Annotated in this window: 15 protein-coding genes; 14 read left to right on the top strand and 1 reads right to left on the bottom strand. The window is 62.3% G+C overall.

What is annotated here, in order from left to right:
- The first annotated feature begins 90 nt into the window (after window positions 1–90).
- From surE to FG13_RS10680, 9 genes are all read left to right on the top strand, one after another.
- Window positions 91–828 carry a 5'/3'-nucleotidase SurE gene (gene surE, locus FG13_RS10720; RefSeq protein WP_034789072.1) on the top strand — a complete coding sequence of 246 codons (738 nt, stop codon included), beginning with the start codon at window positions 91–93 and terminating at the stop codon, window positions 826–828.
- Between the two features lie 9 nt (window positions 829–837).
- Window positions 838–1,728: a protein-L-isoaspartate(D-aspartate) O-methyltransferase gene (locus tag FG13_RS10715; protein WP_035820736.1), complete on the top strand. Its 891-nt coding sequence runs from the start codon at window positions 838–840 to the stop codon at window positions 1,726–1,728.
- A 42-nt stretch (window positions 1,729–1,770) separates the two neighbouring features.
- Entirely contained in the window at window positions 1,771–2,688 is a 918-nt protein-coding gene (locus FG13_RS10710) for a peptidoglycan DD-metalloendopeptidase family protein (RefSeq protein ID WP_035820732.1), read from the top strand.
- Window positions 2,689–2,696: 8 nt separating this feature from the next.
- Window positions 2,697–3,728, top strand: a complete 1,032-nt coding sequence (gene rpoS, locus FG13_RS10705) for an RNA polymerase sigma factor RpoS (protein WP_035820730.1) — start codon at window positions 2,697–2,699, stop codon at window positions 3,726–3,728.
- A 242-nt stretch (window positions 3,729–3,970) separates the two neighbouring features.
- A complete protein-coding gene (rlmD, locus tag FG13_RS10700) occupies window positions 3,971–5,314 on the top strand; it encodes a 23S rRNA (uracil(1939)-C(5))-methyltransferase RlmD (protein WP_035820728.1) in 1,344 nt (447 codons plus the stop codon).
- A gap of 396 nt (window positions 5,315–5,710) precedes the next feature.
- Entirely contained in the window at window positions 5,711–7,636 is a 1,926-nt protein-coding gene (locus tag FG13_RS10695) for a glycosyl hydrolase family 18 protein (RefSeq protein WP_268747013.1), read from the top strand.
- Window positions 7,637–7,713: 77 nt separating this feature from the next.
- The gene (locus tag FG13_RS10690) at window positions 7,714–8,748 is read left to right on the top strand and encodes a cupin-like domain-containing protein (protein ID WP_051958890.1); all 1,035 of its coding nucleotides are present in this window, start codon (window positions 7,714–7,716) and stop codon (window positions 8,746–8,748) included.
- Window positions 8,749–8,991: 243 nt separating this feature from the next.
- On the top strand, window positions 8,992–10,152 hold the full coding sequence (gene cfa, locus FG13_RS10685) for a cyclopropane fatty acyl phospholipid synthase (protein WP_035827873.1): 1,161 nt from the start codon (window positions 8,992–8,994) through the stop codon (window positions 10,150–10,152).
- 28 nt (window positions 10,153–10,180) lie between these two features.
- The gene (locus FG13_RS10680) at window positions 10,181–11,026 is read left to right on the top strand and encodes a LysR family transcriptional regulator (RefSeq protein ID WP_035820725.1); all 846 of its coding nucleotides are present in this window, start codon (window positions 10,181–10,183) and stop codon (window positions 11,024–11,026) included.
- 59 nt (window positions 11,027–11,085) lie between these two features.
- Here the strand turns inward: FG13_RS10680 and FG13_RS10675 are convergent, their stop codons facing one another.
- Window positions 11,086–11,772: a Bax inhibitor-1/YccA family protein gene (locus FG13_RS10675; protein ID WP_035820723.1), complete on the bottom strand. Its 687-nt coding sequence runs from the start codon at window positions 11,770–11,772 to the stop codon at window positions 11,086–11,088.
- 221 nt (window positions 11,773–11,993) lie between these two features.
- Here FG13_RS10675 and ndk point away from each other — a divergent pair, with 221 nt between their 5' ends.
- The 5 genes from ndk (at window position 11,994) to ispG (ending at window position 16,809) form a co-directional block, all read left to right on the top strand.
- Window positions 11,994–12,410, top strand: a complete 417-nt coding sequence (gene ndk / locus FG13_RS10670; protein ID WP_034752036.1) for a nucleoside-diphosphate kinase — start codon at window positions 11,994–11,996, stop codon at window positions 12,408–12,410.
- A 125-nt stretch (window positions 12,411–12,535) separates the two neighbouring features.
- Window positions 12,536–13,711: a 23S rRNA (adenine(2503)-C(2))-methyltransferase RlmN gene (gene rlmN / locus FG13_RS10665; protein ID WP_034752035.1), complete on the top strand. Its 1,176-nt coding sequence runs from the start codon at window positions 12,536–12,538 to the stop codon at window positions 13,709–13,711.
- 11 nt (window positions 13,712–13,722) lie between these two features.
- Window positions 13,723–14,499 carry a type IV pilus biogenesis/stability protein PilW gene (gene pilW / locus FG13_RS10660; protein WP_051958888.1) on the top strand — a complete coding sequence of 259 codons (777 nt, stop codon included), beginning with the start codon at window positions 13,723–13,725 and terminating at the stop codon, window positions 14,497–14,499.
- 67 nt (window positions 14,500–14,566) lie between these two features.
- On the top strand, window positions 14,567–15,502 hold the full coding sequence (locus FG13_RS10655) for a helix-turn-helix domain-containing protein (RefSeq protein ID WP_327062293.1): 936 nt from the start codon (window positions 14,567–14,569) through the stop codon (window positions 15,500–15,502).
- A 38-nt stretch (window positions 15,503–15,540) separates the two neighbouring features.
- Window positions 15,541–16,809, top strand: a complete 1,269-nt coding sequence (gene ispG, locus FG13_RS10650) for a flavodoxin-dependent (E)-4-hydroxy-3-methylbut-2-enyl-diphosphate synthase (RefSeq protein ID WP_035820717.1) — start codon at window positions 15,541–15,543, stop codon at window positions 16,807–16,809.
- Window positions 16,810–16,831 lie beyond the last annotated feature (22 nt).

Genomic DNA, 16,831 nt, shown 5'->3' with positions numbered 1-16,831 from the left:
GCGCCCCATGTCCACGCGGCGGCACAAATAATGCGGTCTATCGGCGTGCGGCATGCGCAGTGTTGGCATTGCTTCGGGTAAAATCCCGTTATGAGAATTCTTATCAGTAACGACGACGGTTACCTGGCGCCTGGCCTGGCGGCCCTGGCCGACGCGCTCGCCCCCATTGCCGACATCGTCGTGGTGGCGCCCGACAGCAACCGTTCGGGCGCGTCCAATTCGCTGTCCCTGGACCGGCCCTTGTCCGTGCACAAGGCCGCCAACGGCTTTTATTTTGTCAACGGCACGCCCACCGACTGCGTGCACGTGGCGCTGACGGGCATGCTCATCGAGCGCCCCGACCTGGTGGTGTCCGGCATCAACAACGGCCCCAACATGGGCGACGACACGCTGTATTCGGGCACCGTCGCGGCCGCCACGGAAGGCTATCTGTTCGGCATTCCCGCCATCGCCTTTTCCCAGTCGCAGTTTGGCTGGGCCAACCTGGACGCGGCCGCCCGCGTGGCTAGGGAAATCGTCGAGCGCCAGTTTGACGCCCTGCAGAAACCGTATCTGCTGAACGTGAACATTCCCGCCATTCCTTACGAGCAAATGCAGGGCGTGGTGGCCACGCGCCTGGGCAAGCGTCATTCGGCCGAGCCCGTGATCCGCGCGCTCGATCCGCGTGGCCGTGAAATCTTCTGGATCGGCCCGGCCGGCGCGGCCAAGGAAGGCGGGCCGGGCACGGACTTCCATGCTGTTGAACATGGACAAGTATCGATCACGCCGCTGCAGATCGACCTGACCCATACCACCCAACTCGATGCACTGGCGAAAGGCCTGGCATGACCGCTCACTATGACTGACAAGCCGCGCACCTTCCCCCTGACCCTCGATTCGCTGGCCGGCAAGCCCGCCAGGCCGGGCGGGGGGCAGTCGCTGGCCCAGTCCCGGATCGCCACGCCGCAGACAGCCACGCAGAATGCGGCGCAAAACGCGGCGCGCGGCGTGGCGCAGCCGTATGGCGCGCATGCGGCCATCGCGCCGTCGCGCGCCCAGGCCATCGCCAATGAGCGGGCGCAGCCGGCGGTGGTGTCGCCGCCGCGGCAAAATCCGCTCGTCTCGGAAGCCGTGCGCCGCGCCATGGTGGCCCGCGTGGCGAAACAGGGCGTCAAGGACCAGGTGGTGCTCGACGCCATGCAGGCCGTGCCGCGCCACATGTTCATGGACGAGGCGCTGGCCTCGCAGGCGTATATCGACGCCTCGCTCCCCATCGGCCACCACCAGACCATCTCGCAGCCGTACATCGTGGCGCGCATGATCGAAATGATGCGCCAGGGCGGCAGCCTGCAGCGCGTGCTGGAAATCGGCACGGGCTGCGGCTACCAGGCGGCGGTGCTGTCGCTGGTGGCGAAAGAGGTGTATTCGATCGAGCGCATCCGGCCTCTGCACGAGCTGGCGAAGGCCAATCTGCGCCCGCTGCGCGTGTCGAATCTGCGCTTGCAGTACGGAGATGGTATGCTTGGCCTGCCGCAGGCGGCGCCCTTCGACGGGATCATCCTTGCCGCAGCCGGCCTGGAAGTCCCGCAAGCCCTGTTGGAACAGCTGGCGCCCGGCGGGCGTCTGGTTGCGCCGGTGGGGGCTAAATTGCAACACTTACAACTCATTACCCGGGTGGGGAAAATGGAATGGACCAGCCAGACCCTGGAAGACTGCCATTTCGTGCCTTTGCGCCCGGGCACCATATGATCCCCGGATCAGCTAGCAAGCAGGACATACAATTACATGCGAATGATTAAGAAAAGTAACATACTTCTATGTAGCATCACCTTGGCCGCGCTGTTGAGCGGTTGCGGCACGACCGGCGTCCAGGCACCCGTCGTGGAGCGCCACCCATCGAGCAGCAGCGCCGCCGCCAGCGATCCGCGCGACCGCGACCCGGCCTATTACACGGTCAAGCGCGGCGACACCCTGCTGCGCATCGCCCTCGAGCATGGCCAGAATTACCGCGACCTGGTGGTCTGGAATGACTTGAGCAACCCGAACGACATCAAGGTCGACCAGGTGCTGCGCGTGCTGCCGCCGACTGGCGACACGGGCGGCGCACAAACGTCGGCCATCGTCATGCCGCCGGTGACGGAAGTCAAGCCGGCCGCGCCTGTCGTGCCGAAGAAATCGGGTCCGCGCGGCGAGAAGCGCGCGTATTCCGACGCCACCTTGGCCGAGCTGCGCGCCGATGGCGGCAACGGCGACGTCAAGCCTGCGCCAGCACCGGCAGCAACTGTTGCTGCCGCACCGGCCGCCGCCGCGGCAGCCCCTGCGGCCTCGGCGCCTGGCGACGAGAAGATCAGCTGGATGTGGCCTTCCGAAGGCAAGGTCATCGGCACTTTCGACGAAGGCAAGAACAAGGGCGTCGATATCGCCGGCAAGGCGGGCCAGCAGGTGGTGGCCGCCGGCGCGGGAAAAGTCATGTATGCCGGGAGCGGAATCCGTGGTTATGGTAATCTTGTCATCGTGAAGCACAGTAATAGTTTATTGTCGGCCTATGCGCATAACCGCAGCATCCTGGTGAAGGAAGGGCAGAACGTCAACAAAGGCCAGGCCATCGCCGAAATGGGCGATTCCGATGCCGACCGCGTGAAGCTGCACTTTGAAATCCGCCAGCAGGGCAAGCCTGTCGACCCTTCGAAATTCCTGCCTAACCGTTAGGTAAAGCAATGACACACGCGCCGCACGACCAGCTGGACGATGACCCGGAACTGCCGGAAGACGGGGCAGACGAAGTCGTGACGGACGATGCCGGCGAACTCGACGGCATTGACGCCGTCGACGCGGGCGAGGGCGGCGAAGTGGCCAGCGTCAGCGTGCTGGTCGAAAGTGTCGATGAACTGAAAAAAGTGCTGGCGGCCGAGCTGTCGACCGATACCACGCAGCACTATCTGAACCAGATCGGCACGCGGCCATTGCTGACGGCGCCGCAAGAGGTGCATTACGCCACCCTGGCCAAGCAGGGCAATTTCGAAGCCCGGCAAACCATGATCGAGCACAACCTGCGCCTCGTCGTGTCGATCGCCAAGCATTACATCAACCGCGGCGTGGTCTTGCTCGACATGATCGAGGAGGGCAACATCGGCCTGATGCGCGCCATCGACAAGTTCGAGCCCGAACGCGGTTTCCGCTTTTCCACCTACGCCACCTGGTGGATACGCCAGAGCATCGAGCGCGCCATCATGAACCAGGCGCGCACGGTGCGCCTGCCCGTGCACATGGTGCGCGAACTGAACCAGATCCTGCGCGGAAAATACCACCTGGAAGCCCAGCACCACGATGGCAAGGATGCCACCGCGGAAGACATCGCCCACCTGGTGGGCCGTCCCGTGGAAGAGGTGCAGGATATCCTGGCCCTGTCCGAGCACGCCACCTCGCTCGACGCGCCGCTCGACAACGACCCGCAGTCGTCGCTGATGGACATGCTGCCCGGCGCCAGCGAAGACAGCCCCGACGCGCGCGCGGAACACCATGAAATGACGGTGCTGGTGCGCGACTGGCTGACCAAGCTGCCCGACAAGCAGCGCGTGGTGATCATGCGCCGTTTCGGCCTCGATAACGACGACCCGGCCACCCTGGAAACCCTGGCCGAGGAAATGGGCGTGACGCGCGAGAGAGTTCGCCAGATCCAGCAGGAAGCCCTGATTAAACTCAAACGCGCCATGGCGGCGCGCGGCGTCGTGCGCGACTCCCTTTTGTAGCGTGCCCGATAAAACGCACATGGCGGCGTTGCAATGCCTCGCCGTACTAGCGTACTGTCTTCGGCAATGCGCCTTGCCCTGCACATTTTCTCAGGCACGCTGAATCGGCGCAGCTGCGCTGCGGACTTAAGCTAGCCCGCATCTGCTATCATACGCCCCGCTCGCGGCGCCTGACCTTTCCCCCATTCTTTCAAGTTCCAGCGCGGCCCTGCGTCCTGGCCCACTCTTACCTATTGATCGCTATGCAAGAAAATATCATCGAAATCAAATCGCTCGACATGGACGCCCGTGGCGTTGGCCATATTGAAAACGAAGACGGTTCGCCGGGCAAGGTCGTGTTTGTCGAAGGCGCATTGCCGGGCGAGCGCGTCAGCTTTGTGACGTTCAAGAAAAAGAAGAACTGGGAAATGGCCCGCATGACGGCGCTGCACCGCGAATCGTCCATGCGCGTGACGCCCAAGTGCAAGCATTTCGACAATTGCGGCGGCTGCTCGATGCAGCACCTGGAACCGTCGGCGCAGGTGGCGATCAAGCAGCGCGTACTGGAAGATAACTTGTGGCATATCGGCAAGGTGCGTCCGCAAAGCATCATGCGCCCCATGTATGGACCGACGTGGGGCTACCGCTACCGCGCGCGCCTGTCCGTGCGCCACGTCAAGAAGAAAGACGCCGTGCTGGTGGGTTTCCATGAAAAGAAATCGGCTTTCGTTGCCGACATGGATAGCTGCGAAATCCTGCCGCCGCACATCTCCGCCATGCTGCTGCCGCTGCGTGGCTTGATCGCTTCGCTGTCGATCTTCGACCAGATGCCGCAGATCGAGCTGGCCGTCGGCGAAGACGTCACCGCCATGGTCTTGCGCATCATGGCGCCGTTGACGGCGGACGATGAAACGAAATTGAAGGCCTTTGCCGACGAATACGGCGTGCAATGGTGGCTGCAGGTGAAAGGTCCGGAAACGGCCGTGCCGTTCTATCCGCTCGACAAGCAATTGCATTACCTGCTGCCGGAATTCGGCGTCAAGATGCCGTTCAAGCCCGTCGATTTTACGCAGGTGAACCACCACATCAACCGCGTGCTGGTATCAAAAGCCCTGCGTTTGCTGGAAGTGCAGCCGACGGACCGCGTGGCCGACCTGTTCTGCGGCCTGGGCAATTTCACCTTGCCGTTGGCCACGCAGGGCAGCGAAGTGGTCGGTATCGAAGGCAGCACCACCCTGACGGAGCGGGCGCTGGAAAACGCGCTGGCCAATGGCCTGGCGGACAAAACCTCGTTCTCGACGCGCAACCTGTTTGAAGTGACGACGGACGACCTGATCGCGCTGGGCAAGTTTGACCGCATCCTCGTCGACCCGCCGCGCGATGGCGCCATGGCCCTGTGCCAGGCGCTGGTCGGCCTGTCGCAAGTGCGTCCTGACCTGCTGCCGAAGCGCATCGTGTACGTCTCGTGCAGCCCGTCGACGCTGGCGCGCGACGCCGGCATCCTGGCGCTGGAAGCAGGCTATGTGCTGAGCAAGGCGGGCGTGGTGAACATGTTCCCGCACACGTCGCATGTGGAATCGATGGCGGTCTTTGATCTGCCGCAATAAGTCTGCCTGACACGGCGGGTGGCCAGGCAGGCACCCGCCGTTGCCGCATTCAGCGGCGCAGCAAGCTGTCGCAATACCACTTACAGCGTGTTATAAAACTGGTCTGTCTTTTCCTGCTCCAGCGTCTTTTTTCATCCTCCCTCTGCCGTTTTTTCATTGTCCAGTAGGACAACACGCCGTTTGCACCTTCCGCTACGCTTTCTGCACGAAGTGGTATTGGCCACTTTGAGGCCACTTCAAAACCACTTGACCGCCTATTTTTTCAGCAGCATGCTGTTCTTGCAACTGCAAAAAACAAAATCACAGGTAGCTTTTTATTGAAGCAGAGTGGTATTTCCGCAAACCTGAACAGGAGACAACGTGGAAAATTTAATACTCAAAAAAACGATCAGGAATATGATGGTATGTCTGGCCAGCGGTGGCGTGCTGGCGGCATGCGGCGGTGGCGGCGGTGACGCCGGTGCGCCGGCTGGCTCGCAATTGCTGGCGGCCAGCACGGTCGTCGCCTGCGTGCCTTGGCAAGAGGGCGGCACGTATAACGCGGGCACGGTGGTCACTTACCTGGGCGCCAACTACACGGCCCTGGTGACGCAGACGGATCACGTGGGCTCGGGCTGGAACCCCGTTTCCACGCCGAGCCTGTGGAGCGCCGGCGGCACTTGCGACGGCGGCACCACGCCAACCCCGACGCCAACTCCTACCCCGACGCCGACGCCGACTCCTGCGCCAACACCGAATCCGACGCCTACCCCGACGCCCACGCCAACCGGCGGCACCTGCGCACTGGCGTGGGTGGCCGGCACGGCTTACAGCGCGGGCGCCACCGTCAGCTATGCGGGCACGAATTACCGCGCCAACTACTGGACGCAGGGCGACAACCCGTCGACCAGCAGCGGCGCCGCCGGCACGGGCAAGCCATGGACCAGCCAGGAGATCTGCAGCACCACGCCGACGCCGACGCCAACCCCGACGCCTACTCCAACGCCGACGCCTACTCCGACGCCAACACCAACGCCTACTCCGACACCAACGCCGACGCCAACGCCAACGCCAACGGGCCGCGAAGTCGGTTCCTATTTCGCGCAGTGGGGTGTGTATGGCCGCGACTATGAAGTGGCGAACGTGCACACGAGCGGCGTGGCCGACAAGCTGACCTTCATCAACTACGCTTTCGGTAATATCTATCCGAAAAATGGCGGCTATGAATGCGCCATGATCACCAAGACGGAGCCGGGCGCGACGAATCCGAATTCGCCGGACGCGGGCACGGGTGGCGATGCCGAGGCCGATTACATCCGCACGCCGAAGCGTACCGTCGATGGCCAGGCGATTCCATGGGATGCGCCATTGTCGGGCAACTTCCTGCAGCTGAGAAAACTCAAGGCGGCGCACCCGAACCTGAAACTGTTCATCTCGCTGGGCGGTTGGAGCTGGTCGAAGAACTTCTCCGTCGGTTCGGCCACCGATGCGCTGCGCAAGCAGATGGTGCGTTCCTGCATCGACATCTACATCAAGGGCAACTTGCCGGTGCAGGGCGGTCGCGGTGGCGTGGGCGCGGCGGCCAATATCTTTGACGGCATCGACATCGACTGGGAATATCCGGTCGGCGGCGGCCAGCCGTACAACACGGTCAGCCCCAACGACAAGCGTAACTTCACCTTGCTGATGGCGGAATTCCGCAGCCAGCTCGATGCGCTCGGCGCCGCCAACGGCAAGCGCTACCTGTTGACGGCCGCTGTCGGTGCCGGCAAGGACAAGATCGACAACACGGAACCGGCCCTGTACTCGCAGTACATGGATTGGATCAATCTGATGACCTACGACTTCCACGGCGGCTGGGAAAACAGCACCAACTTTAACGCCCAGCTGTTTGCCGACCCTGCCGATCCGTCGACGGGCATGGCGCGTGAATACGTGGGCGACAAGGCGGTGCAGTACATGATTGCCGCCGGCGTGCCGCGCGACAAGCTGCTGCTGGGCATACCGTTCTATGGCCGCGGCTGGACGGGCGTGGCGCCAGGGCCGAACGGCGATGGCCTGTACCAGGCAGCCACGGGTACGGCGCCGGGCACCTACGAGTCGGGCATCGAGGACTATAAAATCCTCGTCGCCAAGGCTGGCACGCGCTACTACCATCCCGTGACCAAGCAGCTGTACCTGTACACGGGGGCGGGCGGCCAGTGGTGGAGCTACGATGACCCGACCGTCATCGGCACCAAGGTGAAATATGTGAAGGACCAGGGCTTGCGCGGCGCGTTCTCGTGGGAACTCGATGGCGACGCGAATGGCGTGCTGGCGACCGAGGTGTGGAAAGTGCGGTAACACTGGAGTAGAGTAAGACGCGGCCGGGCGGCATTGCTGCCCGGCCGCTTGTTCACATAAAAAACAGGAGGCGGGCGATGGCGGCGGTATCGACATTCGGAGTAAAACATCCGGAACAGGAGCTGAGCCGCGAATGGCGCAGCTGGATCGCGGAAAACCTCATGCTGGGCAGCCACCCGTCGGCGCTGATGCCGGTGCTGCAACACGCGGGCATCGCGGAGCCCCTGGCGCGCCGCGAAATCGAGCTGGCGCTGCAAAGCCCCTACCTGGCCGGCGCCGTGCGCCTGTCGAACCGCCTGGCCAAGCGCGACTGGGTGATCGACATCCAGCGCAAGCTCAATCAGCTGCGTTCGCCCGAGATTCCCCGCCGCGACAAATTGACGGCGCAGGCATTCCTCGACGAGTACTACTCCACCAACCAGCCCGTCATCATCACGGGCATGATGGACGACTGGCCCGCCATCGAAAAATGGAGCCCGGCCTATTTCCGCGCGCAATACGCGCAGCGCGAAGTGGAAGTGCAGTTCGGCCGCGAAGCGGACGCGCAGTACGAAATGAACAGCGTGGCCCACAAGCGCAAGATGGCCTTTGGCGAGTACGCCAGCCTGGTCGAGGGCAGCGGCGCGACCAACGATTTCTACATGACGGCGAATAACAATTCGCAGAACCGGCAGGCGCTGCGTGAGCTGTGGGACGATATCGGCCAGCTGCCCGAATACCTGGAGCAGAGTGGCGGCCCCACGGGTTTTTTATGGTTTGGCCCGGCCGGCACCGTGACGCCGTTCCACCACGACCTGACGAACAACTTCATGGCGCAGGTCCAAGGGCGCAAGCGGCTGCGCATCATGGCCGCCTGCGAGGTGGCGCGCGTGTATAACCAGCGCCACTGTTTTACCCCCGTCGACGGGCGCGACATCGACTTGCGGCGCTATCCGCTGATGGCCGACGTGCAAGTGCGCGAATGTGTGCTGGCGCCGGGCGAGATCCTGTTTCTGCCCGTCGGCTGCTGGCATTTCGTCGAAGCGCTCGACGTCTCGATGACGGTGGCGTTTACCAACTTCAAATGGGATAACGATTTTTACAGCAAGTATCCATCGAATCACGACTTTTGATTGTAGTGCTAACCCGCCCCGAACAGCCGCCGTACAGGCGGCTTTTTTCATGCTACGGCGCGCTTCTTGTATAAGATATTTCCATAAAATAATTGATTAAAATCATTTTTCAGCAATTATTTTGATATGAATGGCCACGATGTTTCATTATCCAGATGGCGATGGCGGGCGGATAATTTGATGGCTGGCGCGGCGCCAGCACCGACAACCATCTGGAGGCGGCAGGGCATGAACACGCAGCAAATGACACAGTTACAGCAATCACCAGCAGCTAGTACGGAACTTCAGCTCGACACGCGGCTGACGCGCGAAGCGGCCGGATTGCTGGCCAGGGCCGGCATCCATTTGAATGGCCGCGCCGCCTGGGACATGCAGCTGCGCAAACGGGGTGTGCCCGAACGTGCCTTCGCCAGCGGCAACCTGGGGCTCGGCGAAGCCTACATGGACGGCGACTGGGATGCGCAGCAGCTCGACGAATTCTTTTGCCATCTGCTGCGCGCCAGGGTGGCCGACGACGTGCGCCCCATGCGCCTGGCCTTCCACGCCCTGACCGCGCGCCTGTTCAATCTGCAGACGGAGCGCCGCGCCTGGATGGTGGGCAAGGAGCACTACGACCTGGGCAACGCCTTCTATGCGGCCATGCTCGATCCGCGCATGACGTATACCTGCGGCTACTGGAAGGATGCCGGCAACCTGGCCGAGGCACAGGAAGCCAAGCTCGATCTGATCTGCCGCAAGCTCAGGCTGGAGCCGGGCATGCGCGTGCTCGACATCGGCTGCGGCTGGGGCAGCTTCATGCGCTATGCGGCCGAAAAATACCAGGTGCAGTGCGTGGGCGTGACGATCTCGCAAGAGCAGGCAGCGTATGCGCGCGGCATGCCGGGCGGCGAGCAGCTGGACTTCCGCCTGCAGGATTATCGCGACACCGATGAAAAATTCGACCGCATCGTCAGCATCGGCATGTTCGAGCATGTGGGGCACAAGAACCACCGAACCTTCATGGAAGTGGCGCACCGCTGCCTGGAAGACGACGGCCTGTTCCTGCTGCACACGATAGGCAAAAACAAGCGCCATTCCGCGTGCGATCCGTGGATTGACAAATACATCTTCCCGAATGGCGACTTGCCGTCGATCGGTCAGATCGGCGACGCCATGGACGATCTGTTCGTCGCCGAAGACTTGCATAACTTCGGCGCCGACTACGACAAGACCCTGATGGCCTGGCATGCGAACTTTGAGCAGGCGTGGCCGCGTTTTGCTGGCCAGCTGGGCGAGCGCTTCCACCGCATGTGGTCATACTATCTGCTGTCCTGCGCCGGCGCCTTCCGCGCGCGCGACTTGCAGCTGTGGCAATGGGTCTTGTCGAAGCGGGGGGTATTGGGTGGTTATGAACGCATTAGTTGAGATGTGCGGCAACTGATATGATGGATTGATGGATATCAATCAAGCGCGTACCTTCCTCGAAGTGGCGTCCTGCGGCAGCTTCATCATGGCCGCCGAACGCATGCACGTGACGCAGACGGCCGTCAGCGCACGCATCCGCACCCTGGAGCAGCAGCTGGGGCGCCAGCTGTTCGTGCGCAACAAGGCGGGCGCACGGCTGACGTCGGCCGGCGAGCGCTTCATGCGCCATGCGGCCACCATGGTGCAGGTGTGGGAGCGGGCGCGCCACCAGGTGGCCTTGCCGCCGGGGCGCGACGACGCCATCAGCATCGGCTGCGAACTGAGTCTGTGGCAGCCGCTGCTGGGCGACTGGCTGATCCGCATGGCGCGCGATTGCCCCGAGATTGCCCTGCGCGCGGAAGTCGACAGTTCCGCGCGTCTGCTCGACGCCGTGCATGACGGCTCGCTCGACCTGGCCGTGCTGTACAACCCGCCGCAGCGTCCGGGCCTGGCCAGCGAATTGCTGGCCGAGGAAAAGCTCGTGATGGTGACCACGCGCGATGACGGGCAGATGCATGCCGATGCCTATGTGTACTTGGATTGGGGGCCGGCGTTTGCCGCGAACCACCAGGCAGCGTATCCGGAACTGAGCAGTCCGCCCGTGTCGATCTCGCTGGGGCCGCTGGCCCTCGTCTACCTGTTGGAGGTGGGTGGCGCCAGCTATTTCCGCATCGGCTCGGCCCAGCCGTATCTCGATGCGGGCTTGCTGCACCGCGTGCGCGACGCGCCCGAATTCTCGCATTCCGCCTACGCCGTCTACGCGGCCCAACGCGGCAACCCGACCCTGGACCGCGCCCGCGCCTGCCTGCTGGAAGTGGCGGAGAGAATCAAGTAGATGCGACAGACGTAAAAAAGCCGACCCGAGGGTCGGCTTTTGTTTTCATACCCTAGCGCTTAGTCGCGGCTGCCGCCGGCGAAGCCGAGCAGGGACAACAGGCTGGTGAAGATGTTGTACACGTCCAGGTAGATGCGCAGGGTGGCCGAGATGTAGTTGGTCTCGCCGCCGTTGATGATTTGCTGCACGTCATACAGGATGTAGGCCGAGAAGATGGCGATGGCGACCATGGAGATCACGATCGACAGTGCCGACAGGCCCAGGAAAATATTCGCCACCGATGCCAGGATCAGCACGATCACGCCGGCGAACAGCCATTTGCCCATGGCCGAGAAGTCGCGCTTCGAGACCGTGGCGATGGTGGCCATCACGGCCAGGATGGTGGCCGTGCCGCCGAATGCCGTCATGATCAGCATGCCGCCGTTCGAGTAGCCGAGCGTGCGCGTCAGGATAGGCGTGAGCATCAGACCCATGAAGAAGGTAAAGCCCAGCAGGACGGCGACGCCGAGGCCCGAGTTCTTGGTTTTTTCAATCGCGTACATGAAGCCGAAGGCGACGACCATGAAGATGATGAAACCCATGCCGCCGGTCAGCATCGGCAAATGCATTTGCACGCCGATGAAGGCGCCCAGCACGGTCGGGATCATGGACAGCGCCAGCAGCCAGTAAGTGTTGCGCAAGACCTGATGGCGGACTTGCTGCATGCCCCCCGACAGGTCAAAGGTGCGTTGCATGTTCTGATTCATAGTGCCTCCGTGTTGTCAATTCAAATTACTGCTTTACCCAAGGATAGCATGAGGGCCGGAATTTGCCAAAAAAGCAGCTTAAGATTTCATTAAACGGGGGTGGGGCGGCAAGATGCCCCCTGCCTCTCTGGGTGATATGGGGTGGAGTATGGTAAAATCAAAGGTTGATTGAGTTCTCAATTTACCGTTTTAAACCTTACTTTTTATTGGAGTTTTCACACATGGCAATCGAACGCACCCTGTCGATCATCAAACCAGACGCAGTTGCAAAAAACGTAATCGGTCAAATCTACTCGCGTTTTGAAAACGCTGGCCTGAAAATCGTTGCAGCACGCATGACCCAACTGTCGCGCGAACAAGCTGAAGGCTTCTACGCAGCGCACAAAGAACGCGGCTTCTTCAAAGATCTGGTCGACTTCATGGTTTCCGGTCCAGTCATGATTCAAGCCCTGGAAGGCGAAAACGCCGTTCTGGCCCACCGTGACCTGATGGGCGCGACCGATCCGAAGAAAGCAGAAAAAGGCACGATCCGCGCCGATTTCGCCGATTCGATCGACGCAAACGCCGTACACGGTTCCGACGCTGTCGAAGCTGCTAAAGTGGAAATCGCTTACTTCTTCCCAGAACTGAAGGCTTAATTGCCTTAGATAACGTTATTTCCTGGCGTTATCTGTGAAATAACTTATCACCCCCTGTTCCCGCTGCGCTGTGGAGTTTTCGCTCCGGATGCGCGCGGGGACGGATTTTTAGAATAGACAAGATCATGAATACGACGACCCTCACCAACTTGCTGGACCTCGATCCCGCGCAACTCATCGCCTATTGCGCCGAGTTGGGAGAGAAACCGTTTCGTGCGAAACAATTGCAACGCTGGATACACCAGTTCGGCGCCTCCGACTTCGACGCCATGACGGACCTGGCCAAGTCGCTGCGCGACAAGCTGGCCACGCGCGCCGAAGTGCGCGCCCCGGCCATCATCAGCGACCATACGTCGACGGATGGCACGCGCAAGTGGCTGGTCGACGTGGGTAATGGCAATGCCGTGGAAACCGTGTTCATTCCGGAAGAAAACCGCGGCACCCTGTGCATCTCGACCCAGGCCGGCTGCGCCGTGAACTGCCGTTTTTGCTCGACGGGCAAGCAAGGCTTCAACCGCAACCTCAGTGTCGGCGAAATCATCGGCCAGCTGTGGATGGCGGAATTCGAATTGCGCCGTACCAAGGGCATCGAGCCTGGCCCGAAAGGCGAGCGCCAGATCACCAACGTGGTGATGATGGGCATGGGCGAGCCCCTGCTGAACTTTGAGCCGACCGTCACGGCCCTGAAATTGATGCTCGACGACAACGCCTACGGCTTGTCGCGCCGCCGCGTGACCCTGTCGACCTCGGGCGTGGTGCCGATGATGGACAAGCTGTCGCAGGAAGTGCCGGTGGCCCTGGCCGTCTCGCTGCACGCTTCGAACGACGCCTTGCGCGACGGTTTGATTCCACTGAACAAGAAATACCCGCTGAAGGAATTGATGGCGGCCTGCAAGCGCTACCTGGAATTCGCTCCGCGCGATTTCATCACGTTTGAATACTGCATGCTCGACGGCGTCAACGACAGCGACGAGCACGCGCGCGAACTGCTGGCGCTGGTGCAAGACCGCGAGTTTGGCGTGAACTGCAAGTTCAACCTGATTCCGTTCAATCCTTTCCCCGAGTCGGGCCTGTTCCGCTCGAAAAACCCGCGCATCAAGGCCTTTGCCCAAGTCCTCATGGATGGCGGCATCATCACCACCGTGCGCAAGACGCGCGGCGACGATATCGATGCGGCCTGCGGCCAGCTGGCCGGCGAAGTCAAGGATCGCACCCGGGTGCAGGAGCGCATGGAAAAAATGACTGAGTATCAACAGAAATTTGGCGCCAATTTCGGCAAGATCGTGGAGATCCGCTCCTGATGCGGGGACGCATGGCTTATCCTGGCGTACTTGCCGCGGCTGTTGTCAGCCTGGGCGTGCTGCTGGCCGGCTGTGCTTCCACCGCGGACAAGGAGCAAGCCGCATCGGTCGAGCAGCGCGCCGCCTTGCGCTTGCAGCTGGCCAGCGCCTATTATATGCAAGACCAGTTTGCGGTGGCGTTGACAGAAGCGGATCAGGCGGTGCAGCTACTGCCGGGCAACGCCCAGGTGCGCGGCATGCGCGCCCTGATTTTTGCTGCCCTGCGTCAACCTGCCGCTGCTGAAAAAGATTTTCTTTACGCATTGCGCCTTGCGCCCCACAATCCCGAGTTGAGCAATAATTATGGCCTGTTTCTGTGCCAGACCGGGCGCGCGGCGCAGTCGCTGGCGTATTTTGATGCCGCATTGCAAGATTCCGCCTATGGCACGCCTGAACTGGCGCTGCATAATGCGGCCGCGTGCAGCCTGGTCATGAAAGATTACCCGCGCGCCGCCGGCTACTGGCTCAAGGCGGAGCGCATCGCACCTGGCGCGGCAATCACATATGCCGGTCTGGTGCGCGTGTATTACCAACAGCAAGACTACCGGCAAGCGGCTCATTATCTTGAGCGGCTCGGTAAAGCGGCGACAATGGAGAGCCAGACGGCCGATGTGCTGTGGCTCGGGATCAAGGTGCAGCATAAGCTCGGGGATGCGGGTGCGGAAGCTGGCCTGGGGGCGCATTTGCGCACCCACCATTCCGGCTCCCCCGAATATGCTGCTTATCAAAATGGGGCGTTTGATGAGTGAGACAGGGATACCAATGAATTCAGAGTGGGCAGAAACGCCTCAGCAGCAGCCCCAGGGCAATCTTGCGTTGGCAGGCGCACAGTTGAAGGCGCAGCGCGAAGCGCTGGGCTGGCCGGTGGAACAGGTGGCCGACCAGCTCAAGCTGGCGCCGCGCCAGGTGATCGCGCTGGAAGAGGGCGACATGGCGGCTTTGCCGAACGTGGCCGTGGTGCGCGGTTTCGTGCGCGCCTACGCCAAGGTGGTGCGTCTCGACGCGGCGCCGCTGGTGGCCATGATCGAAGTCCATCCGGCGCCGGCGCAAGACCCGGCCGCGCCCGTGCGGCGCGAGATTTCCGCCACGTTTTCCGAGTCGCGCTTCCCGTCGATGACGCAGCGCTCGTCGAACCAGACTCCGCTCTGGATCGCCGGGGCCGTGGCCGTCGTCGTGGCGGCCGCCTTTGGCGCCTATAAACTCGGTTATGTGCCGGCCAGCCTGCTGTCCTCGCAAGCCGGGAAAGAAACGGCGCATGCGGAAGTGGGCCCCGTGGAAACGACCCTGATCAAGCCAGGCCAGGACTTGACGCCGGTGCAGTCGCCGTCCGTGCCCCTGATTTCCGTGCCGCCGCCGCCAGGCAACGATACGCAGACGGGTGCACCCGCCGCCAACGTCGCTTCGGCGCCGGCCGCTGCCGTGGTGCCGCCAGCGGCCGTGCCAGCCCCGGCGACAGCGGCGACGGCTGCCGTCACGCCGCCGGCGGCTACCGCTACTGCTACCCCTGCCGTGGGTGCCAATGCGCTGGTGCTGAAGGTGGAGCAGGATTCCTGGGTGGAAATCCGCCGCCCTGGCAGCGCGCCGCTGATTTCGCGCATGGTCAAGGCGGGCAGCACGGAAACGTTCGATATCACGGGCCCGGCGACCCTGGTGGTGGGTAAGCCAGGTGTGGTGCAGGCAACCTTGCGCGGCGCCAAGCTGGAGCTGCCGACCGTTGCCGGCGGCACAATTTCCCGCGTCAGCATCAAATAATTGCAGTAACCGTTCAAGCAAACTCAGAAGATAATATTATGGCTACCTCGAAAACAGCGATCGGCTCCGGTCCATCCGGCCGGCGCGACAGCCGCAAGGTGCTGATCGCGCACGGCCAGCGCCAGATCTGGGTGGGCGGCGACGCCCCCGTGGTGGTGCAGTCGATGACGAACACGGATACGGCCGACGCCATTGGCACGGCGATCCAGATCAAGGAACTGGCGCGTGCCGGTTCGGAACTGGTGCGCCTGACGGTGGACCGTCCGGAAGCGGCCGCGGCCGTCCCGTACATCCGCGAGCAGCTCGACAAGATGGACATCGACGTGCCGCTGGTGGGCGATTTTCACTATAACGGCCATACCCTGCTCAACGACTACCCCGATTGCGCGCGCGCGCTGTCAAAGTACCGCATCAATCCCGGCAACGTGGGCAAGGGCGCCAAGCGCGACACGCAATTTGCGCAAATGATCGAAGCGGCTTGCCGCTACGACAAGCCGGTGCGCATCGGCGTGAACTGGGGCAGCCTGGACCAGGCCTTGCTGGCGCGCATCATGGATGAAAACGCGGGTCGCGCCGAACCGTGGCCGGCGCAAGCCGTCATGTACGAAGCGCTGGTGACGTCGGCGATTGAAAACGCCGTGCGCGCCGAAGAGCTGGGCCTGGCGCGCGACAAGATCATCCTGTCGTGCAAGGTTTCTGGCGTGCAGGATCTGATCGCCGTGTACCGCGAACTGGCGCAGCGTTGCGACTATCCGCTGCACCTGGGCCTGACGGAAGCGGGCATGGGCAGCAAGGGCATCGTGGCGTCCACCGCGGCGCTGTCCGTGCTGCTGCAAGAGGGTATCGGCGACACCATCCGCATTTCGCTCACGCCCGAACCGGGCGGCGACCGCACGCGCGAAGTGATCGTCGGCCAGGAAATCCTGCAAACCATGGGCTTGCGCAAGTTCGCGCCCATGGTCATCGCTTGCCCAGGTTGCGGCCGCACGACGTCGACCACCTTCCAGGAGCTGGCCGACAACATCCAGACGTATCTGCGCGAGCAGATGCCGGAATGGAAGAAATCGTATCCGGGCGTGGAAGCGATGAACGTGGCCGTCATGGGCTGCATCGTCAACGGTCCCGGCGAATCGAAGCATGCGAACATCGGCATCAGCCTGCCCGGCACGGGCGAGTCGCCTGCCGCGCCCGTGTTTGTCGACGGCGAAAAAGTCGTCACCCTGCGCGGCGAACGCATCGTCGAGGAATTCCAAGACATCGTCTTGAAGTATGTACAGAGTCACTATGGAAACACGGCTGCCGTCTGAGCCTGATCCGATAAAAAAGTAA

The organism is Janthinobacterium sp. RA13, assembly GCF_000745325.1.
Classification (GTDB): Bacteria; Pseudomonadota; Gammaproteobacteria; order Burkholderiales; family Burkholderiaceae_D; genus Janthinobacterium; species Janthinobacterium rivuli.
Note: the sequence above shows the minus strand (reverse complement) of the source record. Positions and strands in the feature narration are given on the sequence as shown.

What these genes read in the sequence shown, in the direction of transcription:
- surE (WP_034789072.1), top strand. Translation starts at nt 91, where the DNA reads ATGAGAATTCTTATCAGTAACGACGACGGTTACCTGGCGCCTGGCCTG.
- FG13_RS10715 (WP_035820736.1), top strand. Translation starts at nt 838, where the DNA reads ATGACTGACAAGCCGCGCACCTTCCCCCTGACCCTCGATTCGCTGGCC.
- FG13_RS10710 (WP_035820732.1), top strand. Translation starts at nt 1,771, where the DNA reads ATGATTAAGAAAAGTAACATACTTCTATGTAGCATCACCTTGGCCGCG.
- rpoS (WP_035820730.1), top strand. Translation starts at nt 2,697, where the DNA reads ATGACACACGCGCCGCACGACCAGCTGGACGATGACCCGGAACTGCCG.
- rlmD (WP_035820728.1), top strand. Translation starts at nt 3,971, where the DNA reads ATGCAAGAAAATATCATCGAAATCAAATCGCTCGACATGGACGCCCGT.
- FG13_RS10695 (WP_268747013.1), top strand. Translation starts at nt 5,711, where the DNA reads ATGATGGTATGTCTGGCCAGCGGTGGCGTGCTGGCGGCATGCGGCGGT.
- FG13_RS10690 (WP_051958890.1), top strand. Translation starts at nt 7,714, where the DNA reads ATGGCGGCGGTATCGACATTCGGAGTAAAACATCCGGAACAGGAGCTG.
- cfa (WP_035827873.1), top strand. Translation starts at nt 8,992, where the DNA reads ATGACACAGTTACAGCAATCACCAGCAGCTAGTACGGAACTTCAGCTC.
- FG13_RS10680 (WP_035820725.1), top strand. Translation starts at nt 10,181, where the DNA reads ATGGATATCAATCAAGCGCGTACCTTCCTCGAAGTGGCGTCCTGCGGC.
- FG13_RS10675 (WP_035820723.1), bottom strand. Translation starts at nt 11,772, where the DNA reads ATGAATCAGAACATGCAACGCACCTTTGACCTGTCGGGGGGCATGCAG.
- ndk (WP_034752036.1), top strand. Translation starts at nt 11,994, where the DNA reads ATGGCAATCGAACGCACCCTGTCGATCATCAAACCAGACGCAGTTGCA.
- rlmN (WP_034752035.1), top strand. Translation starts at nt 12,536, where the DNA reads ATGAATACGACGACCCTCACCAACTTGCTGGACCTCGATCCCGCGCAA.
- pilW (WP_051958888.1), top strand. Translation starts at nt 13,723, where the DNA reads ATGGCTTATCCTGGCGTACTTGCCGCGGCTGTTGTCAGCCTGGGCGTG.
- ispG (WP_035820717.1), top strand. Translation starts at nt 15,541, where the DNA reads ATGGCTACCTCGAAAACAGCGATCGGCTCCGGTCCATCCGGCCGGCGC.